Source organism: Streptomyces verrucosisporus (assembly GCF_017114865.1).
GTDB lineage: Bacteria > Actinomycetota > Actinomycetes > Streptomycetales > Streptomycetaceae > Streptomyces > Streptomyces fenghuangensis.
On the sequence record NZ_JADEYH010000004.1, the window covers coordinates 89,810 to 114,446 of the forward strand.

Below are 24,637 nucleotides of genomic sequence, written 5' to 3' on the forward strand. Positions count from 1 at the left end.
AAGTCAATACTCCTGCGGCGCCACCGGCGCCACAGAGACACAAGCGAGACCGGAGGCCGGACGGGACCGGGAGGCGGCCGGCCGGACGCCGGGAGAAGCACGGGGGAAGAATACGAGGGAAGAGGCCTGGTGGGGGCCGTTCGCGGGAAGAGGCGCCGGACCGTCGGGGACGGACGGGCACCGGCGGCGGCGGGCGCCGGGGCGGACGGGCACTTGCCCGCCTTCGACAGGTAAATAAACTAACGATTCGTACACGCGCGGCACGGACCGCGCGGAGCACATCGACAGCGCTCCCGCCACCGCGGGGCGCGGGCGGAGGAACCAGTGAGCGGACCGGCTCGGGCCACGGCCCACGCGAGCAGCAGGGCGGCCGTCCTCGATGTGATCCGCGCGGCGGGCACCATCAGCCGGGTCGGCCTCGTCAACGCCACCGGGTTCACCGGCGCGACGATCTCGACCGTCGTACGCCGCCTCATCGACGACGGGCTGGTGGTGGAGACCGGGCGCGCCGAGTCCACCGGAGGAAAGCGCCGTGTCCTGCTCCAGCTCAACCAGTCCTCCCGGTACGCGGTCGGAGTCCATCTCGACCACGCGGGCATCACCTACGTCCTCACCAACCTCGGCGGCTCGGTCGTCGCCCGGATGTCCCGCGCGGGCGCGGGGGCCGAGGACCCCCCGGCCGTCGTCGAGCGCATGGCGGGCGAGGTCGGCGCCCTCATCGAGGGCGTCGGCGTCGGGCGCGAACGGGTGCTCGGTCTGGGCCTGGTCTCCCCCGGCCCCCTGACCCCCACCAGCGGAATGCGGCTGACCCCGCCCCTGATGCGGCACTGGGAGGACTTCCCCCTCGACCGGGCCCTTCAGCAGGCCACCGGGCTGCCGGTGGTCTCCGACAACGACGCCACCGCCGCCGCCCTGGGCGAGCACTGGTCCGGAGGCGTCGGTGCGGCCGCGACCTTCGCCGCGCTCTACATGGGCACCGGCATCGGCGCGGGCCTGCTGGTCGACGGGATGGCCTACCGCGGCGCCAGTGGCAACGCGGGCGAGATCGGCCACAGCTGCCTGGCCGTGGACGGCCCCCAGTGCTGGTGCGGGGCCCAGGGCTGCGTCGAGGCGCTGGCCGGGCCCTCCGCCGTCGTCGCCGCCGCCCGCGCCGACCGGGCCCTGGCCCGCGCGGCCGGACTGGCCGGCGGCCCCGGGCGCCGCCGGCCGTCGGTGACCGCGGACTTCGCGGCCGTCACCCGCGCCGCGCGCCGCGGCGAGCCGGGGGCACGCGCCCTGCTGGAGCGCTCGGCCCGCTATCTGGCGGTGGCCGCCCGCACCCTGGCCAACGTCATGGACCTGGAACTACTGGTGCTGACCGGACCGAGCCTGGCGATCGCGGGTTCGGTGTACCTGCCGGTGGTGCGGGAGGAACTGGACCGCGCTTTCTTCTCCCGCGCGGCGCACCCCGTCGCGGTCCGGCTCTCCCGCTCGGCCGCCACCGCCCCCGCGATCGGCGCCGCGGCCCTGGTGCTGCAGTCCGAACTCGTACCGCTGCGCCAGGGGCTGCGCCTGCCGGAGAACCTCGCCGACTCCGAGCCCGCCCCGGTGGAGCGGTCCAGCGCCTGAGGCGGTCGCCGCGGCCGGGCCCCGCGGCGACCGCGCGGGGCCCGGCGACGGTCGGCCGTCTCAGGCGGCGGTCACCCGCACCCCCTCACCGCGGCCGGCGCGGTCGGCACGCGCGAACAGGGAGCCCATCGCCCACGCGCCGGGACCGAGCGCGGCGACGAGGAGGAAGGCCCAGCAGAACATCGCCGCCGCCTCACCGCCGTTCTGTATCGGGAAGAACGCCTCGGTCTGGTGCTTGACGAAGTAGGCGTACGCCATCGACCCGGAGCAGAGCAGCGCGGCGACACGGGTCCCGACGCCCAACATCACCAGGCCGCCCCCGACGAGCTGGATGGCGGCCGCCCACCAGGCGGGCCACTGGCCGACCCCGGGCACCTGGCCGCCCTGGGGCCCGCCGAGCACGTTGAACAGGGTCGCCGCGCCGTGGCAGGCGAACAGCAGCCCCACCACGATCCGGTAGAGCCCGAGCACATGCTCCCTGTACCTGTCCAGCTTCTCCATCGTGTGTCCTCTCTCGGCCGTCCTGCCGCCGCTCACCGCGTACTCGCGGGTGCCGCGACGGCCATGTCGTAAGCGAGTCGTGGGATGAACCGTCCGGCCGGCCCGGCGCAGCCGTCCGCTTCGCCGGGGAGCTTGACCCACAGGAAGGCGGCGATCCTCTCGTCGCTGGTCCGGTCGGTCGTCGGGGTGCCGATCGCCCGCCCCGACGGATCGCACCACTGGCCTCCGGCGGGCCCGTTGCCGTTGCGGCTGGTGTCGATCACCGCACGCAGGTGCGGTGATCCGATCGCGTCCAGGACCGCCTTGGCGTAGGCGGTCTCGTCGGCGGTGCGGTTGTAGTTGGAGACGTTGGTGGAGATGCCGTCGGCGCTCTCGGTGATCCCGGCGGCCTTCAGCCGGGAGGCCATCTCCGCGGGCGGGTGCCAGTTTGAGTGCGCGGCGTCGAAGTACACCTTCGCCCTGGACGAGGCCGCCTTGAGGGCCCTGCCCGCGTAGGCCATCGACTCCCGGGTCCGGGCCTGCTGCTCGGCGCTCTGGCAGTTCGTCATCAGGGCCAGGACGTCCGGCTCGACGATGACGGCGGCCGGCCGGCCCTCCAGCCCGGCGGCCAGCTCGTCAATCCACTGCCGGTAGGCAAGGTGGCTGGAGGCTCCGCCTCCGCTGGCGCCGCCGCAGTCGCGGTTGGGCATGTTGTAGACCACCAGGATCGGGATCCCGCCCGCCTCCTCGGCGGCCGTGACGAGCGAGTCGACCTCGGCACGGACCGTGCCGGTGTCGGTCGTGGTGAACCACTGGCCCTGCGGGACGGAGGCGATCCGGTCGCGGATCACCGGCGCGCGCGAGTCTCCCGGATTGGCCGCCACCCAGCGGGCGGCCTGGGTTTCGGGGTTGACGTAGTAGGGGGAGGCCGCGTCGGCGGCCGCCGGCGCGGCCCCTCCGGGCAGGAGCAGGGCCGTACCGGCGGCCGCCAGCGCGGCCGCGGCCAGCGCGAGCGCGCGACCGGCCAGGGGGAAGGTGTTGCGGAGCATACGTACTCCTCGGTGGGGGGAAACGGACCGCCGCTCGCCGGCGGCCCGTCGCGACTCCGAAGGCCCCGGTCCCGGCCCCGCTCCCGCACGGCCGGGGCGGAGAACTCCCGCACCACGCGGAAGCCCGGGACTCGGCCGGACGCGAGGGCCGGGAGAGCACGGTCACCGGTTCGGCGGTGCGGCGCCGCGGTGGACGCCGACCGTCGGCGGCCGACCGCCGAACCGGAGCATGTGATCTGAAGGAACGAATGGGAGCGCTCCCAGAGAGCGTAATGACACTGAGTCCGACGTCAAGGGAAACTGCGCGACAACCGAACGCCGACACCTTTCCGAACAGGCATGTGTCGACAGACGAGGCGTCATGACACCCTCCGGAGGCGTCACCCTTCGCCGACATTTCCATGGGAGCGCTTCCAAAAGCGGGTTCCGGGGTGCTCTCCCCCCTTCCCGCCCCCATCCCCCGCCCCCTCTTCCCACGTGTTGGGGGGAGCCCCCCGGGGCATGGGGACGGTGCCCCTGACCGCCGTCGGTCGTCGCGGGCGGGACGACCGGTGATGCGAGCACGAGAACGGAGTGGTCCGTGGAAGCGATCGACCCGGCCTACGGAACGACGACACTGCTGCTGATGGCCGCGGGCGCCGTGGCCCTGCTGCTGTTCCTGATCATGAAGGTGAGACTGCACGCCTTCGTGTCGCTGGTCCTGGTGAGCGTACTGACCGCGATCACGGTCGGTTTCCCCCTGGCCGACATCCCCGACGTCCTGATGTTCGGCTTCGCCGACACCATCGGCTCGGTGGCGCTCCTGGTCGCCTTCGGAGTGATGCTCGGCCGGCTGCTGGAGATCACCGGCGGCGCCCAGGTGCTGGCCGACACCCTGATCAACCGCTTCGGGGAGCGCCGGGCGCCGCTGGCGCTGGGCACGGCCGCGCTCCTGTTCGGTTTCCCGATCTTCTTCGATGCCGGGCTGGTGGTGTTCCTGCCCATCATCCTGACCGTGGCCCGGCGCTTCGGCGGCTCACTGCTGCTGTACGCCCTGCCCGCGGCCGGCGCCTTCGCCGCCATGCACGCCATCGTCCCGCCCCATCCGGGACCGGTCGCCGCCTCCGAGGTGCTCGGCGCGGACATCGGGCTCACCCTGCTGGTGGGCCTCCCGGTCGCGGTGGCGTCGTGGTACGTCGGCGTCCTGCTGGTCTCCCGCTTCCTCGGCTCCCGCATCCACGTGTCGCTGCCCGACGTGGTCTTCGGTGAGGTCCGCGACGCCCGCGGACGCGGTGAGGGGGACCGCGCGGACGGCGCCGGCGAGGAGCGGCTCGGCGAGCGGCCGCCGTCCTTCGGCACGGTCCTCGGCCTGCTGCTGATCCCTCTGGTGCTGATCTCCTTCGACACTGTCCTGAGCACGCTGGCCACCGCGGACGTCATCGACGAGGGCGAGGACTGGGCGGAGTTCCTGGGCCTGCTGGGTTTCACCCCGGTCGCCCTGCTGATCACCGTCATCGCCGCGATCCTCGTGCTGGGGCGGCCGCGCGCCCCGATGGGAAAGGTCGGCGACATCGTCGACGGCGCCCTGGGGCCGATCTGCTCCATCATCCTGATCACCGGCGCGGGCGGCATGTTCGGCGGTGTGCTGGAACTGTCCGGCATCGGGAGCGCGCTCAGCGACTCCCTGTCCGGCCTGGGCATGTCCCTGATCGTCCAGGCGTTCGTGATCGCCACCCTGCTGCGCGTCGCCCAGGGCTCGGCCACGGTCGCCCTGACCACCGCTTCCGGCCTGATCGCCGGGGCGGCCCGGGCCGCGGAGCTGAGCGATCTGAGGCTTACCTTGCTGGTGGTGGCCGTCGCGGCGGGCGCCACGGTGCTCTCACACGTGAACGACTCCGGCTTCTGGCTGGTGAGCCGCTTCTTCGGGATGGACGTCAAGACCACCCTGCGGACCTGGACGGTGATGGAGACGACCCTGGGCCTGTCGGCGTTCCTGATCGCCCTGGGCCTGTGGACGGTGGTGTGACTTCCGGCCCCGCACCGGCCCGCCGCCGGTGCGGGGCCGGCGCGGACCCACGCCCGGTCGTCACCGCTCTGCGGCGGCGGCCAGGTCGTCGTAGACCAGCAGACCGTCCTCCCGCAACCGCGCCCCCGGCGTCGGCCGGTGCGGCATGAGCCTGCCGTCGTGCATCAGGTGCCGTACGTCCGCTCCCGCGGTCAGGACCGCGGCGTCGGCGATCAGCCTGCGATGGCAGCGCCACCACACCGACTCCGAGCACATGACCGCCGTGGCGGTCCGGGCGGCGTCCCCCAGCACCCCGTCCAGCGCCTCCCGGAAGGAGGGGTCCCGGGTGTGGGCGGCGTATCCGCGGAAGGAGGCGTTGCGCCACACGGTGTCGGGCGAGTCCTCCGGTGGCCTGCGGAAACCGCCCAGCGACTTCTCCCAGCGGTAGTCGATGCCGTGCCCCGGCAGCCACCGCGCGAGCCTGTCGCGGGCGAGGTCCGGGGCGCGGCGGCTGCCCGGGGCGGTGCGGACGTCCACCACCAGGGCGATGCCCGCCTCCACCAGCAGCCCGGCCAGCCTCTCCCGGTCCGCCGTGCCGTGCCCCACGGTGTACAGGACCGGAGCCGGCCGAGGGCCTTCCTTCATGGCGTCTCCTCCCGTCGTCCGCCGCTCTCCGGCCGTCTTCCCCGTCTTCCCCCTTCGTTCCCTTCCCGTCCCCACCGCTCTCCGAAGGCGCGCGGGCGGCACCCGGGCGGCACCGTGATTCCCGCCCGGCTCACGGGGTAACCGTCCGTCCTCGCGGTATGCGCCCCGCCGGGACGGTGCGCGGACGGCCGTCGTCATGCGCACGGGCTCCGGTCGGGGTTGAATGGCCGGAAGTAGCGTCGCACTCCCATGGAGCGAGGCAGCCGAGTGAGCCCGACCACAGATCGTCACGGTGCCGGTGCCGGTGCCGACCCCCCGCGGGGCGGCCCGGTGGTGTTCGTGCTGGACGGGGACGGGACGGTGCTGCGGTGCACGGACGGCGTGCTCGACCTGATCGGCCGTTCGGCCGACCAGGTCCGCGGACGGCCGATGGCGGAGTTCGCCACCGCGCCCGGCCCCTGGGACAGAGCCGCCGGCGGTCTCGGTCCGGAGCCCGTGGAACTCCGCACGACCCTGCGCCACCGGGACGGCACGCCGGTCGATGTGGACGCCGAGGTGCTGCCTCTGCCCGCCGGCGGCGAGGCGCGCCTGCTGATGTGCGTCGCCCCGTCCGCCGCCGGGCGGCGCTGGACGGAGGACCAGTCGCTCATCCGCGCGCTGTTCGGCCAGAGCCGCATCGGCCTGGTGGTCCACGACACCGAGTTGCACACGACCCGCGCGAACCTCGGTTCGGAGTTCTTCGGCGTCCCCCTGCCCGCGAAGCCCTGGCAGCACGCTCCCGGCCTGAACCTGCGGTCGATCCTCGTGCCGGAGGACGCCGCCGCGGTCGAGGAGCAGTGGCGGCGGGTCCTGCGGACCGGCGAGGCGGTCATCGACTGGGAGCACTCGGCGCGGCCTCTGAACGCGCCCGACCAGGAGCGGATCCTGTCCTCCTCGGCCTTCCGGCTCGAGGACAGCCATGGCCGCGCCATCGGGGTCGCCGCGGTCTTCACCGACATCACCGAGCAGTACACCGCGCGGCGGAGGCTGGCCCTTCTGCACGCCGCCGCCGCGCGGCTGGGGCAGACCCTGGACATCGCCCACAACTCCGGGGAGCTGGCCCGGATCCTGGTGCCCGACTTCGCGGATCTGGCCTGCGTGGACCTGGTGGAGAAGGTGATCCAGGGGGACGATCCCGGGGCCTTCTCCGCCGAGACGCCGCTGCGCCGGATCGCGGTGGCCCCGGCGGACGGCTCATGGCCGGCCGAGATGTACCAGCGCGGGGACTCCATCCACGCCAAGGATCTGGAGAGCGACGCCCTCCGCGACGGCCAGGCCGTGCTCGTGCCCGATCTGGACGACCTGGGGAAGCGGCTGGCTCCCTACCGGGAGCGGCAGCGGCTGCTGTTCCCGGAGGCGGCCGCCTCGGCGCTGATCGTCCCGCTGCGCGCCCGGGGGCGGGTGCTGGGCGTGCTGGGCCTGTGGCGCGGCCGGGACCGGCTCCCCTTCGGGGTGAACGACGTGCCCCTGGCGGAGGAGATCGCCTCCCGGGCCGCGCTCAGCGTGGAGAACTCCCGCCGGTACACCTCCGAGCTGCGTACCGTGGAGACCCTGCAGCGCAGTCTGCTGCCCCCGGCCGGAGTGGAGCTCACCGCGGCCGAGACCGCCGGCACCTACGTACCGGCCGGCACCGCCGCGGGGATCGGCGGGAGTTGGTACGACGTCATCCCCCTGTCCTCCACGCGGGTAGCGTTCGTCATCGGCGACGTGGCCGGGCACGGGCTGGGCGCGACGGCCACCATGGGCCGGCTGCGCACCGCCGTGCAGACCCTCGCCGACCTCGACCTCCCTCCCGAGGAACTCCTCACCCACCTCGACGATCTGGCCACCCGCCTGGCCTACACCGAACCGCAGCCGGACGGCAGCGCGGGCGGGGTCGTGGGGGCGAGCTGCCTGTACTGCGTCTACGACCCGGTCACCGGGCGCTGCGCGATGGCCAGCGCCGGCCATCCACCGCCGATCCTGACCAGCGCCGAAGGGCGCACCCGCCATGTGGACCTCAAGCTTGGGCCCGCCCTGGGGGTGGGCGGCATGCCCTTCGAGCCCGTCGAACTCCACCTGGGCCCGGGCAGCGTACTGGCCTTCTACACCAACCAGTTGGTGGCCCACGACGAGACGTCATCCGAGGGCCTGACGCGGCGGCTGCGCGAGAGTCTGCACGCCGCGGTGGAGACCGGGGGCTCCCCCGCCGACATCGGACGCACCGCCGTCGACCGGGTCCTGACCGAACCGGCGGCCGACGACATCGCCCTTCTCGTCGCCCGGGTGCGGGCACTGCCCGAAGGCTCCACCGTGGCCTGGCGGTTCACCGCCGACCCGACCGTCGTCGGCCAGGCCCGCGAACTGGTCACCGCCCAGCTCACCGCCTGGGACCTGGAGGAGATGGCCTTCACCACCGAGCTGATCGTCAGCGAACTGGTCACCAACGCCATCCGTTACGCCGGCTCCCCCATCGGGCTGCGGCTGATCAAGGACAAGACCCTGATCTGCGAGGTCTCCGACCCCAGCCAGACCCAGCCCCATCTGCGCCGGGCCCGGCTGACCGACGAGGGCGGCCGGGGGCTGTTCCTCATCGCCCAGCTCGCGCACCGCTGGGGAAGCCGCTACACCCCCTCCGGCAAGACCATCTGGACCGAGCAGGCGCTGAGCGCCGTTCCCGAGATCCCCCTGGACGTCTTCTGAGTCCTGCCCGGCCGGGCTCCCCCGGAGGCCGGGCGGTCGGGCAGGGCGGTCGGGCAGGGGGGCGGGGGACGGCGGGCACGGTGTCGTCCGTTCCCTGACGCGGAATCACACGCATACCGTGTCCGGGCCGTTCGGGTGAGGTTCCCGCGAAACCCTCCGCCGGATTCCACGGCGCTTCGCGGCCGGATCCCGGTCTCGCAGGTGTCGGCCGCCCGCGAGCGGCTACCCGGGTAGGGAGAGCCGTTCCCGGCACTCCTCGACAGCGCGGCCCTCCGCCGACGCCGACGTACGGGAGCACACCCGTGGCCCACATACCGCCGAACACCATCACGCGCGACACCACGCGCGGCCCGGCCCGCAGCCTCGCGCGTACCGCCGGCGCGCGGCGGGCCGAACGCGACCTGTGGGGGCTGCTGCTGGTGGCGTGCGCGGTGCCGCTCACCGGATCGGTGCTCGACTTCGCCCGGCTGTCCGGCGCACCGGTGGACGGCTGGTCCGGCGCGGTGCTTCCGTGGCTGCGGCTGCTGTGCTCGCTGGCCGCGGGCCGCTGGCTGGCCGGGCTGCTCGCACAGCGCCGCGCGCCGCGGCTTCGTGGTGCCGCCCTCGTCGTGGCGGCCGTCGCCGGTGCCGCCCGCGTCGCCGACCTGGTGCGGGCCGGTGAGGTTCAGGGGGTGGTGGGCAGTGTCGCCACCACCGCTCTGCTGGCCTGGCTCTGCGGCGAGTTGGCGGCGCGGCACGGGGCCGGGTGGCGCGGACTGGGGGTCGGTCCGTCCGGTGCGCGGCCCGCCGCCGAACGGCTGACGGCCGCGATGGTCTCCGGGGCGGTCTTCGTCCTCGCCTACACCACCGTCACCTGGATGGCGGGCCTCCAGACGGGTCTGCCCGCGGCCGCGCCCTGGCTGCCCGTTCTGGACCGCGCCCAGAGCGCGGCACTGGGCTGGAGCGGCCCCGCGGATATGGTGGCCAACATCCTGTTCACGGGCGTCGCCGAGGAGATGGTGCTGGTGGGCGCCGTCGTCGTGCTGGGCCGTGCGGCGGGACGCCCGCTGTGGGCAGCCTGCGCGCTCAGCCTGCTGCTGCGGGTGGCGGCGCACCTGTACCTGGGCGTACCCGGCATCGCCCTGCTGCTGCTCGGCTCGTGCGCCCTGCTGCTCTATCTGCGCTGCCACAGGCTCACCCCACTGGTCGCCGGGCACATCGCCTACGACCTGACGGCGTCTTTCGCCCCTTCTCCGGAGGTACTGGGCGACTGCGTCCTCGCCGTCCTGCTGGGCACCGGGGCGGCGTTCGCGGCGTGGCTGCTGTGGTTCGCCCCGGCCGACCCCCGCGGCCGTGAGGCGCCCGGTGGGGAAGGCGGATCGCGCGGGGCCGTCTCCCCTGGGTCCGGCGGCCGCTCCGCGGGCGCTCCGGGGGCCGGGTGCCCGGACGGTGCCGTTGCCGCCGACGGCCCGCACACGTAAGACATAAGACAGAAGGCGCAATGGCGGCATTCCTTTCACACGCCCACCGAAGGGTCAAAAGCCGGTGGAGCCGGACGGCGGTGTTATTCACGTCGGGGCGGCCCCTCGGACGAGACCGCCCGTGGAGAGGACGGGAACCGGGACCGCGGGAGCGCGCCGGACAGGCATCGCCGCCGTGGTACCGGTCGGAGCTGGTGGGTCGAGAGGACACGGGCATGGCACTGCGGACGGACGAGCCGAAACAGGCACAGGAGCGGAGGAAATCCCTGGGAACGGTGGCGGTCGAGTGGATGACCACCACCGACCACAAGAAGATCGGCACCCTCTACCTCATCAGCTCCTTCGGCTTCTTCACGCTCGCCGGCGTGCTGGCCCTGCTGATCCGGGCCGAGCTGGCCCGCCCGGGCACGCAGATCCTCTCCAACTACCAGTACAACCAGTCGTTCACCATGCACGGCGCGATCATGCTGCTGCTGTTCGCCACCCCGCTGTTCGCCGGCTTCGCGAACTGGATCATGCCGCTGCAGATCGGCGCGCCCGACGTGGCGTTCCCGCGGCTGAACATGTTCGCCTACTGGCTGTACCTCTTCGGCGGGCTGATCGCGGTCTCCTCCTACCTCACGCCCGACGGCGCGGCCGATTTCGGCTGGACCGCGTACACGCCGCTGTCGGACGACACCCGCACCCCCCAGGTCGGCGGCGATCTGTGGATCATGGGCTTCGGCCTGGGCGGCTTCGGCACGATCCTGGGCGCGGTCAACTTCATCACCACGATCATCTGCATGCGCGCTCCGGGCATGACGATGTTCCGGATGCCGATCTTCACCTGGAACGTGCTGCTGACCAGTGTCCTGGTCCTGCTGGCCTTCCCGCCGCTGGCCGCCGCGCTCTTCGCCCTCGAGTCGGACCGGGTCTTCCAGTCGCACATCTTCGACCCGTCCAACGGCGGCGCGCTGCTGTGGCAGCACCTGTTCTGGTTCTTCGGCCACCCGGAGGTCTACATCATCGCGCTGCCGTTCTTCGGCATCGTCTCCGAGATCATCCCGGTCTTCAGCCGCAAGCCGATCTTCGGCTACATCGGCCTGATCGGCGCCACCATCGCCATCACCGGCCTGTCGATCACCGTGTGGGCGCACCACATGTTCGCCACCGGCGGTGTGCTGCTGCCGTTCTTCTCCTTCATGTCCTTCCTGATCGCGGTGCCCACCGGTGTGAAGTTCTTCAACTGGCTGGGCACGATGTGGAAGGGCTCGCTGAGCTTCGAGACGCCGATGCTGTGGGTGATCGGCTTCCTGGTCACCTTCCTCTTCGGCGGTCTGACCGGCGTCCTCCTGGCCTCCCCGCCGCTGGACTGGCATGTGACCGACAGCTACTTCGTGGTGGCGCACTTCCACTACGTGGTCTTCGGCACGGTCGTCTTCGCGATGTTCGCCGGCTTCCACTTCTGGTGGCCGAAGTTCACCGGGAAGATGCTCGACGAGCGGCTCGGCAAGATCACCTTCTGGGTGCTGTTCATCGGCTTCCACATGACCTTCCTGGTCCAGCACTGGCTGGGCGCGGAGGGCATGCCGCGCCGGTACGTCGACTACCTGGCGGCCGACGGTTTCACCGCGCTGAACACCGTCTCCACCATCGGCTCGTTCCTGCTGGGCATGTCGTTCATGGTGTTCTGGTACAACGTCTGGAAGACGGTGAAGTACGCGCCGAAGGTCGCCGTGGACGACCCGTGGGGCTACGGACGCTCGCTGGAGTGGGCGACCTCCTGCCCGCCGCCGCGGCACAACTTCGTCACCCTGCCGAAGGTCCGCTCCGAATCCCCGGCGTTCGACCTGCACCATCCGGACGTCGCGGCCATCGACCAGGCCGAGAACGTCGGACGCAGGGACATCGCCGACGTCACCCCGGAGCGGCGCGGCGACATGGGGTGACCGTCGAGCCGGACGCAAAGGATCCGCAAACGGTGTAATCCAGGCATCCCCGGGAACGCGGTCCCCACGTCGGCGCACGCCGCCGGCCGGCGCTTCGACCTTTCGGGAGGACGAGATGGCCACGCACGGCAGGAACAAGACCGGCCCCGCCCGGGACGACGAGCTCAAGCACGAGATGGAGGGCGAGCTCCGCGCGGGCCGGTCGCTCCGCATGGAGGAGGACCACGAACTCCAGCCCTCGGGCGAGGACCAGCCCGATGTGGACCGCGCGCCGGACACCGTGCTCACCGGCGGCACGCCTCCGGGGATGGACCACGGCGACGTCGAGGTCCGCAGTGAGCTGGCCCGGCACCTGGGCCTGGGGCTCTACCCGGCCGACCGCGACGCCGTGCTCGGCAAACTGCGCGAGAACAACGCCCCCGACCGTCTGCTGGGCCTGGCGGAGAGGCTGCCGGCCGGGCAGGAGTTCCGGAACATCCAGGACATCGCCCGGGCCCTCGGGCTGGGGGTCGAGGACACCAGCCACCGCACCTGACGGCGTCGGCCCGGGTACGCCTCCCGCCGGGGACGGGTGGACGTCCGCGTCCACCCGGACGCCGCACCGCCCGGAGTCTTGGTGCTCCGGGCGGTGCGGCGTCTTGCGGGGCGGGCGTTCGCCCGTCCCCGGCGGGAGGCGGCAGCGAGGAGAGCCGGGGAACCGGCGGCACGGAAGAGACGGCGAGACGGAGGAAGAAAGGCGGACATGAGCGACCAGCAGCAGGACCCCACCCGGCAGCACCCGCGGCCGGAGTTCCCCCAGCAGGATCAGCCGCACCCCGGCCTGACCGGGCGGATGGAACCCGAACCCGACCACGGCGAGTCGTCCTACCGTGGCAGCGGCCGCCTGACGGACCGGAGGACGGTCGTCACCGGCGGCGACTCGGGCATCGGACGCGCCGTGGCCCTCGCCTTCGCGCGGGAGGGCGCGGACGTGCTGTTCACCTACCTCGCCCAGGAGGAGAAGGACGCCCGGGAGACGGCACGGCTGGTCGAGGAGGCCGGCCGGAAGGCCGTGCCCCTGCTGTGCGACATCCGCGAGGAGTCCGAGTGCCGCCGGCTGGTGGACCGGGCGGTGGCGGAGTTCGGGCGCATCGACGTCCTGGTGAACAACGCGGCCTTCCAGATGGCGCGGCCCGAGAGCATCGAGGGTATCGACACCGAGCAGTTCGACCGGACGATGCGCACCAACCTCTACGGCATGTTCTGGCTCTCCAAACTGTCCCTGCCCCACATCCCCTCGGGTGGCAGCATCATCAACACCACCTCGGTGCAGGGGTACAAGCCCAGCCCCCATCTGCTCGACTACGCCATGACCAAGGGCGCCATCGTCACCTTCACCCAGGGGCTCGCCCAGTACCTGGCCGAACGGGGCATCCGGGTCAACGCCGTCGCCCCGGGGCCGGTGTGGACCCCGCTGATCCCCTCGACGATGCCCGACACCTCGGAGTTCGGCGCGCAGTCCCCGCTGGGACGGCCCGCCCAGCCCGCCGAGATGGCCCCGGCCTATGTCTTCCTGGCCTCCCGGGAGGCGAGTTACATCACCGCCGAGGTCGTCAACGCCACCGGCGGGACCCCGCTGCCCTGACGCCCCGCCGGCAGGACCCGCGGACCTGACGGGTGCTCACCGAACACACCCGCATGGCCGCAGCCCTTCCGGGTAGGCGTGAGACAACGACACAAAGCGTCACATACCAGTCATCACAGCGAGAGAAGGGATGCTGGATGTCTCACGTCGAGGAGTCGATCGAGGTCCGCGTGCCGGTGCGCACCGCGTACAACCAGTGGACCCAGTTCGAGAGCTTCCCCGAGTTCATGGAAGGCGTCGAGCGGGTCGAGCAAAAGGACGACACGCTGACCCACTGGGTGACCAAGGTCGCCGGCGCCGAGCGGGAGTTCGACGCCCGCATCACCGAGCAGATCCCGGACGAGCGGGTGGCGTGGACGACGGTCGACGGCGAGGCCAAGCAGGCCGGTGTGGTCACCTTCCACCGGCTGGACGACAGCACGACCAAGGTGATGCTCCAGATGGACCACGACCCCGAGGGCGCGACGGACACCGTCGGCGACAAGCTCGGCGTGGTCCGCCACCGCGCCAAGGGCGACCTGAAGCGGTTCAAGGAGTTCATCGAGAAGCGTGGTGCGGAGACGGGCGCCTGGCGCGGCCAGGTCTGATCCGGTCCTCCGACCGCGAGGGGGCTCCTCACCCCCCTGTCATGTGGCCGCGGCCCGTGACCACCTCCACGGTGGTCACGGGCCGCGGTTCTCCCATGCGTGCGGGAGGGGGCGTACGGCACGCCGTACGCCCCCTCCCGCACGCGGGCTCACTCCCCCGGCCGGCCCGGTGTCCCGTCCTTCCCCCCGGCGGGCTCCGGCGGGGCCCACCGCTCCGGTTCCGGCACCAGCCCGCGCACCACCGGGCCCGCGGCGGCGCCCAGCAGCGTGGCCGTGGTGATCGAGCCGAGGGTGATGCCCCAGGCGACGGGACCGAGCGGGGTGCAGCCGAAGAACTGGCTGACCCCGGGTGTCTGGATGACCCCCACCAGGGCCGCGGCCGAACCGATCCCGGCCGTCAGCACATTGCGGTCCAGCCCGCCGGTGAGCAGCGTCTGCGCGAGCTGGGTGCCCACCACCGAGGCCAGGGCCACCGTCCCGGCGCGCCGTCCCCGCCCGGTGAGCCTGGCCGCGCCCCAGGCCAGCCCGGCACCGAGCGTGGTGGTGGCGCCGCGCAGCAGCACCTCCTGGCTCAGGCCGGCGCCCAGGGAGCGGTCCGGCCCCTCGCTCAGCAGCCGCTCGCCGGCCTCCGTCGCCGGTTCGCGCACCGCGATGGCCAGCGCCGGGGCGAGGTCGGTGAGGAGGTTGACGAGCATGATCTGGCGGGCGTTCAGGGGCGAGCTGCCGGTCAGTGCGGCGGCCAGCACGCTGAAGGCCACCTCCCCGAGGTTGCCGCCGACGAGGATGGCCAGCGCGTCACGCACCGAGCCCCACATCGCGCGGCCCTCCAGCAGCGCGGCGATGATCGTCTCCAGCCGGTCGTCGCCGACGACCAGATCGGCGGCGGCGGTCGCGGCGGGCGTGCCGCGCCGCCCGAGCGCGATGCCCACGTCCGCCAGCCGGATGGCCGGTGCGTCGTTGGCGCCGTCCCCGGTCATCGCCACCACCCGCCCGATGCGCTGGTACGCCTGGACGATGCGGACCTTGTGGTGGGGGCTGCACCGGGCGATGACGTCGAGCGTGGGCAGCAGTTCGTCGAGCTCCCCGTCGCTCAGCTCGTCGAGCTCGGCGCCCGTGCACACCTTCTGGTCGGGGTCCTCGCTGACGGTGGCCGCGATGGCGTCCGCGGTGGCGGGGTGGTCGCCGGTGAGCATCACCGTCTGCACGCCGGCCGCCCGCAGCCGCGCGGTGGCCGGCGCGGCCGAGGAGCGCACCGGGTCGGCGAGGGCGACGAAACCGAGGAACGTCAGGCCGGCGACGGCCTCGTCGGTGAGATCCTCCCCCGTCTCCAGCGGGCGCTCCGCCACGGCCAGCACCCGCCGCCCGGCGCCGGCCAGTTCCTCGGCCGCGCCGGTCAGGCGCTCGCGGGCCGCCGCGTCGAGCTCCTTCTCCTTCCCGGCGTCCTTCCCGCCGCTCCCCTCCCGCAGCCGGGTGCAGCGCTCCAGCACGTTCTCGGGCGCCCCCTTGACGCTGAGCAGCGTTCCGCGCGAGGTACGGCCGGCGGTGGCGTGGTAGGCGCGGGACGGCTCGAACGGCAGGGCGTCGGTGCGCCGCCACTGCGGCGCGCCCTGGCGTACGGCCACCTTCGCGCGCCGGGCCCCGGCCGCCACCGCGCGGTCGGTCTGGTGCTCCATGGGCTCGGAGGCGCGGGCCGGCGGGGTGGCGCGCAGCGCGGCGCCCAGGATCTGCTTGCGGGCGGCGTCGAGCCGGTCGGCGGGCAGCTCGCGCCGGCCGTCGCTGACGGCGGCGAGCTGCAGATCGCCCTCGGTGAGGGTGCCGGTCTTGTCGAAGCAGAGCACGTCGGCGCGGCCGAGCGCCTCGATGGTGCGGGGGTTGCGCACCAGCGCGCCGTGGTCGGCCAGGCGGCGGGCGGCGGCGAGCTGGGCGGCGTTGACCAGCAGTGGCAGCCCCTCGGGCACGGAGGCGACGGCCAGGTTCACCGCCGAGGCGAGCGTGTCCGCCAGAGGGCGGCCGTGCAGCAGCCCGGATCCGGCGACCGCGGCGGCCGAGCCGAGCGCCAGCGGCAGGCTGGTCTTCGTCAGGGCGTGCAGCCGCGACTCCACTCCGGTGTCGGGGGCCTTCTGGCGGGCGGTGGCCAGGCTGCGCCCGACCTCGGTGGCGGATCCGGTGGCCACCACGACGGCCACCGCGGTGCCCGCCGAGACGGTGGTGCCCTCGTAGAGCATCGAGCGGCGGTCGGCGATCTGCGCGGCGACCACCGGCGCCGGGCCCTTGGCCACCGGCAGGGACTCGCCGGTCAGCGAGGACTCGTCGACCTCCAGCCCCTCGCCCCGCAGCAGCCGGCAGTCGGCGGGGACGACCTCCTGGGAGCGCAGCACCACCACGTCCCCGACCACCAGATCCCCCGCGGCCACCAGGCGCTCGGTCCCGCCGCGCCGCACCCGTGCGCCGATCGCCGAACGGGCGAACAGTTCCTCCAGCGCCTTGTCGGTCCTGACCCGTTGAACGGCGCCCACCAGGGCGGACGCGCCGGTGATGCCGGCCACCAGCGCCGCGTCGGTGCGCGAGCCCACGGCCGCCGACAGCGCGGCGCCCGCCGCGAGCACCGGTGTGAGCGGGTTGGCCAGCTCCTCGATGAACGCGGCCGGCAGGCCGATGCGCGCCGGCTGCCCGGAGGTGGTGTCCCGGCCCGCCCGGTGCTCGGCCTCCTGCCTGCTCAGGCCCTCGTCGGCACTGCCCAACCGCTCCAGTACGCGGGCGGAGGGCATCAGGTGCCAGGGAGTGGTCTCCACCGGCGGGGTGACCGGGCGGGACAGCAGCTGCCGGGCCCGCCAGGTTCCCAGGCAGAACGCCGCGGTCCCGGCGCCGGTGCCCGCCGCGGCGCCGCGGGCCGTCGCCCGGGCGGGAGGCGCCTGAAGGGCCGCGACGGCGCCGACGCCGCTGCCGCCCGCGGCCAGGAACCGGCTCTCCCGGTCGACCTGGGCGGCCACCCCGACCGCGTCCACGACCAGGCCCGCCGACTCCAGGTCGGTGCCGATCAGGATGTGCGCGCCCCAGGCCGGCGGATCGCCCTCGCGGTGCACGCCGATTCCGCAGTCGGCGGCGGCCAGCGCCCCCCGGTCCCCCGAAAGCAGCAGCACCACCGCGCCGTCCGCCTGCAGCCCGCGCAGGGAGGCGGTGAGGCGGTCGCCGCCGGGGACGACGGCGTCGGCGAAGCCGAACGCCGGCTCGGGGCGGGCGCTGGCCAAAACCACACGCGCCCCGGCGCGGCGGGCCGCGGCCGCCACCGCGTCCGCGCCCGGGGCCTTCTGCCGGGCCAGGCCTGCGACGGCCTCCAGCCGCCTGCCCCTGGCCAGGCCCAGGACACTCTCGCTGCCCTGCCGTCGCAGCCTGGCCGCCGCCCGAGCCCCCTTGCGCCCGGTCAGCTCCAGCTCCTCCAGCGGCCCCAGGACCCAGCCGTCCTCGTCCCGGTGGGCCTCGCCGATCCTCTCGGGGACGAAGAGCGCGAAGAGCCGCTCGGCGGCCTCCCGGGGCTCGGCGCCCTCCAGCGGCACCAGATCGGCCAGTTCGTGGTGGCTGCCGCTGAGCGCCTCCTCGTCCAGCACGACGGTGTCCGTCTGCCCCAGCCTGCGCAGCACGCTCCGGTCCATGACGGTCGCCCCCCGCAGTGCCAGGGCGCGGCCGAGCGTGGTGGCGAAGCCCTCCCGGCCCGCGTCCGGGGCCTTGGGCACACCGGAGAGCGCCACCGCCAGTCCGCGCCGCGGTCCGGCGAACGGCGCGGTCGCCGCCCCGGCCGCGGCCGTCAGCGCCGTCGACCGCTCGACGTAGCGGTCGACGGCGTCGGGGGGCGGGGGCACGGGCCGCTCCACCGCGACCGGGCCGGCCGCCGCGTCCCCGGGACTGCCCACCAGCCTCGCCTCGGCCTCCTCCCACGCCCTGCGGTAGGCCCCGGCCTCCCGCCACTGCGCCATGCGCTCCACGACGTCGAGCACGAGGCCGCCGCCGCGCGTGGCCACGCCCTGGGTCAGGGCGGTGAGGACCGGCAGCAGGGAGTCCGCCTGCTGCGGGTCGTGCAGCCCCCTGGCGACCAGTTGCCTCAGCCGGGGGTGGCGGGCCACGGCCCCGGTGAGGGCCGCCACCTCGGGCGGCAGCGGCGTCCAGGGGGCCACCCGGTTGAGCGTGGACAGTCCCAGGCCCACCACGTCGGCCGCCAGGGCGGTGACGGACTGGCCGGTCCGCGGCCCCTCGCAGGGGTGGTGCGGCTCCTGGCACCACTCCTCGTGCTCCTCGTCCGCGCAGGGGACGTGCCCCTCAGCGCGCTCCACCAGCGCCACCAGTTCGCGTTCGGGCGGCGGCGGGGACTCCAGCGCCACCACCACCCGCCCCGACGGCGCGTTCACCCGCGCCCACAGCACCCCGGGGTGCCGTTCCAGGACGCGTTCCACACGCCGGGCGGTCCGCTCGCCCTCCGGGGTGTTGACCCCGTGGACGGCGATGTAGCAGCGTCCCGGCCGGGACCACACGGCCCGGCGCGACAGTCCCACGAACCGCCCGGCCAGCCGGCCGGCGGTGCCCACCGCCTCGCGCGCCCCGGCCCTCACCCCCTGCGGCACCAGATCGGCCGGCGAAGGCCCCGGCAGACGCAGACCCGGCACACCCGGCAGACCCGACAGCAACGACATCGACCGTGCCCTCCCGACCCCGAACCGACAGACGAACCCGCGGACGGACCCACGGGCATGCGGCACCGCCGGCGAAGACCGTGCCGGAGAAGTCGCACGCTCCGGATAACCCCGTACGCCCGGCTCACACCTGCCGCCCGCGACGCTTGCGGACAAGTGGGGCCGTACCCGACGTGTCGTACCGGCCCGAGGGGGAACCCCGGTGCGTCGAGACAGACGCACCGAGACAGCAGCGCGGCCCGGACCGCCGGGCCGGCGGGATGGACATCTATGACCAGCGGGTACATGGGTCCCGAGGACTTCGGCCGGGATCCGCTCGGAGAGTTCCTCGCGCGCTTCCTGGGCGCCTCGTCGTCGGGCGGGCAGCGGCCGGGGCCCCGGTACTTCGACTTCGTGCGGCTGATGAGCGAGCCCGCCCGGCAGCTCGTCTCCTCCGCGGCGTCCTACGCCGCGCAGCACGGCAGCACCGACCTCAACACCGAGCACCTGCTGCGGGCGGCGCTCACCACCGACCCGACCCGCGCCATGGTCTCCCGCGCCGGCGGCGATCCCGACACCATCGTCTCCGAGATCGACCGGCACGCCGGGGACGGCCCGCCGCGCTCCTCCATCTCCGTCAGCCCCGCCGTCAAGCGCGCCCTGATGGACGCACACCAGGTCGCCCGCTCCTCCGGTTCGTCCTACATCGGCCCGGAGCACGTGCTGGTGGCCCTGGCCGCCAACCGGGACTCCGCGGCCGGCCAGATCCTCAACGCCGCACACTTCGATCCGCGCTCCGGGCTCCCGGAGGGGCCGCAGCCCGGCGGCCCGGGCCCGGCCGGCGAACGCCAGCCCGCCCCCGGAGGGCGGCCGGGGGGAGGCAGCACGCCGAATCTGGACAAGTTCGGCCGCGACCTGACCGAACTCGCCCGCGAGGGCCGCATCGACCCGGTGATCGGCCGCGACGAGCAGATCGAGCAGACCATCGAGATCCTGGCCCGGCGGGGCAAGAACAACCCGGTGCTGATCGGCGAGGCGGGCGTCGGCAAGACCGCCATCGTGGAGGGTCTGGCCCAGCGCATCGCCGACGGCGACGTGCCGGACAACCTGCTGGGCCGCCGCGTCGTCCAGCTCGACTTCGCGGGCGTGGTCGCCGGCACCCGCTACCGCGGCGACTTCGAGGAGCGGCTCAGCGGCATCATCGACGAGATCCGCGAGCACACCGACGAGCTGCTCGTCTTCGTCGACGAGCTGCACACGGTGGTGGGCGCCGGGGGCGGGGGCGAGAGCGGCGCGATGGACGCCAGCAACATGCTCAAGCCCGCTCTGTCCCGCGGCGAGCTGCACGTCATCGGCGCCACCACGCTGGAGGAGCACCGCCGCCACATCGAGAAGGACGCCGCGCTGGCCCGCCGCTTCCAGCCCGTCCTGGTCCCCGAACCGACCACGGCCGACGCCGTGGAGATCCTGCGGGGGCTGCGCGACCGCTACGAGGCGCACCACCAGGTCCGCTACAGCGACGAGGCGCTGCTGGCGGCCGTGGAGCTGTCCGACCGCTATCTGACCGACCGCTTCCTGCCGGACAAGGCGATCGACCTGATGGACCAGGCCGGCGCGCGGGTGCGGCTGCGCTCCTCCACCCGGGGCACCGACGTGCGGGCCCTGGAGCGCGAGGCCGAGCAGCTGCGGCGCGACAAGGACCAGGCGGTGGCCGACGAGGACTACGAGCGTGCCAAGGAGCTGCGCGACCGCCTGGCGGAGGTGGAGCGGCAGGCCGCCGAGGGGGGCGGGAAGCAGCCGGTGGGCGACCGTATCGCCGAGGTCGGTGTGGAGGACATCGCCGACATCGTCTCCCGGCAGACCGGCATCCCCGTCAGCACCCTCACCCAGGAGGAGAAGGCCAGGCTGCTGGGGTTGGAGGAGCATCTGCACCGGCGGGTGGTGGGCCAGGACGAGGCGGTCTCCGTCGTCGCCGACGCCGTGCTGCGTTCGCGGGCCGGGCTGTCCAGCCCCGACCGCCCGATCGGCAGCTTCCTCTTCCTCGGTCCCACCGGCGTGGGCAAGACCGAGCTGGCCCGCGCGCTGGCGGAGGCGCTGTTCGGCACCGACGACCGGATGGTGCGCCTGGACATGAGCGAGTACCAGGAGCGGCACACCGTCAGCCGCCTGGTCGGCGCACCGCCCGGGTACGTCGGCCACGAGGAGGCCGGTCAGCTGACCGAGGCGGTGCGCCGCCACCCGTACTCGCTGCTGCTGCTGGACGAGGTGGAGAAGGCGCACCCGGACGTCTTCAACATCCTGCTCCAGGTGCTGGACGACGGGCGGCTGACGGACTCCCAGGGCCGCACGGTGGACTTCACCAACACCGTCATCGTGATGACCAGCAACCTCGGTTCCGAGGCCATCACCGGACGCGGCGGCGCGCTGGGCTTCTCCCCGGGCGCGGCGGGCGGCGAGGCCGACGAGGCGGCCCGGCGCGAGCGGGTGCTGCGCCCGCTGCGCGAGCACTTCCGTCCGGAGTTCCTCAACCGCATCGACGAGATCGTGGTCTTCCGGCAGCTCTCCGACGAGCAGCTGCGGAGGATCACGGACATGCTGCTGGACGAGACGCGGCGGCGGCTGCACGCCCAGGACGTGGAGGTGGACTTCACCCCGCAGGCCGTGGAGTGGCTGGCCCGGCACGGCTACCAGCCGGAGTACGGGGCCCGGCCGCTGCGCCGCACCATCCAGCGGGAGGTGGACAACCAGCTCTCGCGGATGCTGCTGAGCGGCGAACTGGCGCCGCACACCCGGCTGCGGGTGGACGTGTCGGACGGCGCTCTGGTCTTCCAGCGGGACCGGGCGGCCGCGCCTACGGCGCCGTAGGCGGTGCGTACCCGGGCCCGCGCCCGGGTACGCATGTGCGGCGGCCGCCTCTCCCGGGTGGGAGAGGCGGCCGCCGCACGTGGTTCGGTGGGTGGGGCCCGGTGAGCCCTCGGCGGAGGCCTTCAGTAGCCCTTGCCCCGGCCGGTGAGGGCGTCGCGGAGCCGGTCGACCATGCCCGCGCCGGCGTCCATGACCTTGTTGGCCGGCGGGGTGTCGGGGGCCGAGGGGTGGGGGCGCGTCGGGGCGGTCTTCTTCGCGGTGCGCGCCTTGTCGCCCAGCTTGTCCAGCTGCTCCTGGGTCGCCGCCTGCCGCAGCCGCGGGAAGAGATTGCGCTCCTCGTCGGCGATGTGGGAGCGGATCTCGGTCATCAGCTCGGCGACGAGCCGGTCGAACTCGGGGTCGTCGGCGCCGCGCCCCTCCATCACCTTCATGGTGCGCTCGGCCGCGGAGTGCTCCTCGATCTCCCTGTCGGCGATCTCGTCGCCGTCGGGGAGCATCTCCCGCACCGCCGGGTACAGGTACTGCTCCTCGGCGACGGAGTGCCGCACCAGCTCCATGACGGCCTGGTCCGCGAACTCCTTGCGCCGCGCGTCTCCCACGGGCATGGCCTCGATCCTGCCGAAGAGCTCCTCGACCTCCCGGTGGTCCGTGCTCAGCTCCTGGATGATGTCTCCGCCGTGTCCCATGGCCGGTGTCTTCCTTTCGCCGTCTGTCACAGGCGCCCGCCGGAGGGCGGGCACACCGACCGTGTGCCCGCAGTCCGAGGTGGTTAACGCCCGGTGACCCGGTGCCGTACGCGCCCCGCAGGGGACCGAACGCCCCCGAGGACGCGTTCCGGAAACGGCGACGCGGGGCCCGGCCTCCCGGCCGCGGGCCCCGCGTCGCCGTGCGCCCCGCCCTCGGCGGGCGCCGGCCGTCCGGCTCACTTCTGGGTCAGCATGCCCTCGCGCAGGCGTGCCAGCGCCCTGCTCAGCAACCGGGAGACGTGCATCTGCGAGATCCCCAGCTCGGCGCCGATCTCCGACTGCGTCATGTCGCCGCCGAAGCGCATCTGCAGGATGCGCCGGTCGCGCTCGTCGAGCTGCTCCATCAGCGGCTTGAGCGCGTGGAGGTTCTCCACCTTCTCCAGGGCCGGGTCGACGTCCCCGAGCTGGTCGGCCAGGGGGGTGTCCTTGCCCTCGTCGCCCACGGGAAGGTCCAGGGAGCCGGCGACGTAGCCGTTGCTGGCCACCTGCCCCTCGATGACCTCCTCGACGGTGACGTTCATGAACTCCGCCAGCTCCTCGGTGGTGGCGGAGCGGCCCAGCCGGCGGCCGAGCTCCTCGTTCGCCCGGGCCAGCTCGATGCGCAGCTCCTGCAGCCGGCGCGGAACGCGCACGGCCCAGCTGGTGTCCCGGAAGAAGCGCTTGATCTCCCCCACGATGTACGGGACGGCGAAGGAGGTGAACTCCACCTCGCGGCTCAGGTCGAAACGGTCGATGGCCTTGATCAGGCCGATGGTGCCGACCTGGACGATGTCGTCCATGGGCTCCGCGCGGTGGCGGAACCGGGAGGCGACGTAGTTGACGAGCGTCAGGTTGAGCTCGATGAGGGTGTTGCGCGCGTACTGGTACTCGTGCGTCCCCTCCTCCAGCACGCGCAGGCGCTCGAAGAACAGCTTCGAAAGCTGCCGGGCGTCGCGGGGCGCGACCTTGCCCGCGTCCTCGATTCTCGGCAGTTCGGGCAGATCAGTGGAGGCGGTCTCCTGCTCCTGGTCCGGCAAGACGTCACCGCTCGTCAGCTGAACCTCCGGGCTCAGAGTACGCATCGTGCCCTCCTCTTTTGATCTGTCATGTGCAGCACGGCGCGTACCCGGGCCCGAACAACTCACACGCCCATCCGGGTGAGGTTTTGCCTATGTACACACGATGTCTGTTAATCGCCCGGGGTAAATGCCACCATAGCGGATTTACTTCTCACAACACGCACGCGTTAATGGCATGTCCGCAGCGGCCTGCGGGCCCGGAGCCGCTCGGCCTCTCGCCCGACCGCGCGACCACCGGCGCGCGGAGGGCGACAGGTCCTAGGTTGTGGTGACGGCGGCCGGGCCGGCCGCCGTCACCACAGCGCACAGGACCAGGAGGGCCCCATGACCGACGGCCGACCCCGCACCGACCGGGACGCGCCGCCCGCGATCGACCGCAGCGTCCCGCACTCGGCGCGGATCTGGAACTACTGGCTGGGCGGCAAGGACAACTACACCGCCGACCGCGAGGCGGGCGACCAGTACCAGGAGATCTTCCCCGGGATCGTGGAGCTCGCCCGCGCCTCGCGGGGCTTCCTCTCCCGCGCCGTGACGCACCTGGCGGGCGAGCTGGGTGTCCGGCAGTTCCTGGACATCGGCACCGGGCTGCCGACCGCCGACAACACCCATGAGGTCGCCCAGCGGGTCGCACCCGAGTCCCGGATCGTCTACGTCGACAACGACCCCCTGGTCCTGGCCCACGCCCGGGCCCTGCTGGCCTCCACCCCCGAGGGCGCCACCGCCTACATCGACGCCGATCTGCGCAGCCCCGACACCATCCTGGCCGAGGCCGCCCGGACCCTGGACCTCGACCGGCCGGTCGGCCTGATGCTGATGAACATCCTGGGCCACATCGAGAACTACGACGAGGCCAGGGCGACCGTGAAGCGGCTGATGGCCGCCCTGCCGTCGGGCAGCTGCCTGGTGAGCAACGACGGCACCGACGGCAATGAGGCCTTCAACCGCGCGCAGCGGTTCTACAACGAGATGGCCGGGGTTCCCTACCTGCTGCGCACCCCCGAGCAGATCGCCGGGTACTTCAGGGGCCTGGAGGTGCTGGAGCCGGGGGTGGTGCCGGTCTCGCGGTGGCGTCCGCAGACCCCACCCACCGATGCGCCGCTCTCCGGCGGCCTTCCCCCCGCCGTGGACGAGTACGGCGGGGTCGGCGTCAAACCGTGACGACCGGGAGCACGGCGGTCCGGTGAACGGCACCGCCCGCGCGGCGGGCGGTGCCGTGGAACG

Annotated in this window: 16 protein-coding genes; 10 read left to right on the forward strand and 6 right to left on the reverse strand. The window is 73.4% G+C overall.

Annotation, left to right across the window (positions count from 1 at the left end; all coding sequences use genetic code 11):
* Positions 1-324 precede the first annotated feature (324 nt).
* Positions 325-1,608: an ROK family transcriptional regulator gene (locus IQ279_RS07665; RefSeq protein WP_206347584.1), complete on the forward strand. Its 1,284-nt coding sequence runs from the start codon at positions 325-327 to the stop codon at positions 1,606-1,608.
* Between the two features lie 60 nt (positions 1,609-1,668).
* Here the strand turns inward: IQ279_RS07665 and IQ279_RS07670 are convergent, their stop codons facing one another.
* Both IQ279_RS07670 and IQ279_RS07675 read right to left on the reverse strand, forming a co-directional pair.
* Entirely contained in the window at positions 1,669-2,109 is a 441-nt protein-coding gene (locus tag IQ279_RS07670; RefSeq protein WP_206347585.1) for a DoxX family protein, read from the reverse strand.
* 32 nt (positions 2,110-2,141) lie between these two features.
* Entirely contained in the window at positions 2,142-3,137 is a 996-nt protein-coding gene (locus IQ279_RS07675) for a glycoside hydrolase family 6 protein (protein WP_206347586.1), read from the reverse strand.
* A 580-nt stretch (positions 3,138-3,717) separates the two neighbouring features.
* Between IQ279_RS07675 and IQ279_RS07680 the strand changes: the two genes are divergently transcribed.
* Entirely contained in the window at positions 3,718-5,142 is a 1,425-nt protein-coding gene (locus tag IQ279_RS07680; protein WP_307792261.1) for a GntP family permease, read from the forward strand.
* 60 nt (positions 5,143-5,202) lie between these two features.
* Here IQ279_RS07680 and IQ279_RS07685 read toward each other — a convergent pair whose 3' ends face one another.
* Positions 5,203-5,766, reverse strand: coding sequence for a DUF488 domain-containing protein (locus IQ279_RS07685; RefSeq protein WP_206347587.1), 564 nt, complete (start codon positions 5,764-5,766; stop codon positions 5,203-5,205).
* A gap of 267 nt (positions 5,767-6,033) precedes the next feature.
* On the opposite strand from IQ279_RS07685, the gene IQ279_RS07690 reads away from it, so the two are divergent.
* The 6 genes from IQ279_RS07690 (at position 6,034) to IQ279_RS07715 (ending at position 14,086) form a co-directional block, all read left to right on the forward strand.
* Positions 6,034-8,487 (forward strand): SpoIIE family protein phosphatase, encoded by a 2,454-nt coding sequence (locus tag IQ279_RS07690; protein ID WP_206347588.1) that lies wholly within the window; start codon positions 6,034-6,036, stop codon positions 8,485-8,487.
* Between the two features lie 302 nt (positions 8,488-8,789).
* Positions 8,790-9,947 (forward strand): CPBP family glutamic-type intramembrane protease, encoded by a 1,158-nt coding sequence (locus IQ279_RS07695; protein ID WP_206347589.1) that lies wholly within the window; start codon positions 8,790-8,792, stop codon positions 9,945-9,947.
* A 215-nt stretch (positions 9,948-10,162) separates the two neighbouring features.
* Complete coding sequence (gene ctaD, locus IQ279_RS07700; RefSeq protein WP_206347590.1) at positions 10,163-11,875, forward strand: aa3-type cytochrome oxidase subunit I; 1,713 nt, start codon at positions 10,163-10,165, stop codon at positions 11,873-11,875.
* 115 nt (positions 11,876-11,990) lie between these two features.
* Positions 11,991-12,410, forward strand: a complete 420-nt coding sequence (locus tag IQ279_RS07705) for a DUF2795 domain-containing protein (protein ID WP_206347591.1) — start codon at positions 11,991-11,993, stop codon at positions 12,408-12,410.
* Between the two features lie 207 nt (positions 12,411-12,617).
* Complete coding sequence (locus IQ279_RS07710; protein WP_206347592.1) at positions 12,618-13,499, forward strand: SDR family oxidoreductase; 882 nt, start codon at positions 12,618-12,620, stop codon at positions 13,497-13,499.
* A gap of 137 nt (positions 13,500-13,636) precedes the next feature.
* Positions 13,637-14,086 carry an SRPBCC family protein gene (locus IQ279_RS07715; protein ID WP_206347593.1) on the forward strand — a complete coding sequence of 150 codons (450 nt, stop codon included), beginning with the start codon at positions 13,637-13,639 and terminating at the stop codon, positions 14,084-14,086.
* Positions 14,087-14,235: 149 nt separating this feature from the next.
* Here the strand turns inward: IQ279_RS07715 and IQ279_RS07720 are convergent, their stop codons facing one another.
* Complete coding sequence (locus IQ279_RS07720) at positions 14,236-18,768, reverse strand: cation-translocating P-type ATPase (RefSeq protein ID WP_206347594.1); 4,533 nt, start codon at positions 18,766-18,768, stop codon at positions 14,236-14,238.
* A 270-nt stretch (positions 18,769-19,038) separates the two neighbouring features.
* Here IQ279_RS07720 and IQ279_RS07725 point away from each other — a divergent pair, with 270 nt between their 5' ends.
* On the forward strand, positions 19,039-21,612 hold the full coding sequence (locus tag IQ279_RS07725; protein ID WP_206347595.1) for an ATP-dependent Clp protease ATP-binding subunit: 2,574 nt from the start codon (positions 19,039-19,041) through the stop codon (positions 21,610-21,612).
* A gap of 122 nt (positions 21,613-21,734) precedes the next feature.
* Here the strand turns inward: IQ279_RS07725 and IQ279_RS07730 are convergent, their stop codons facing one another.
* Complete coding sequence (locus tag IQ279_RS07730; protein WP_206347596.1) at positions 21,735-22,298, reverse strand: hemerythrin domain-containing protein; 564 nt, start codon at positions 22,296-22,298, stop codon at positions 21,735-21,737.
* Positions 22,299-22,534: 236 nt separating this feature from the next.
* Positions 22,535-23,419: an RNA polymerase sigma factor SigF gene (locus tag IQ279_RS07735; RefSeq protein ID WP_206347597.1), complete on the reverse strand. Its 885-nt coding sequence runs from the start codon at positions 23,417-23,419 to the stop codon at positions 22,535-22,537.
* 321 nt (positions 23,420-23,740) lie between these two features.
* Here IQ279_RS07735 and IQ279_RS07740 point away from each other — a divergent pair, with 321 nt between their 5' ends.
* A complete protein-coding gene (locus tag IQ279_RS07740; RefSeq protein WP_206347598.1) occupies positions 23,741-24,574 on the forward strand; it encodes an SAM-dependent methyltransferase in 834 nt (277 codons plus the stop codon).
* Positions 24,575-24,637: the final 63 nt, after the last annotated feature.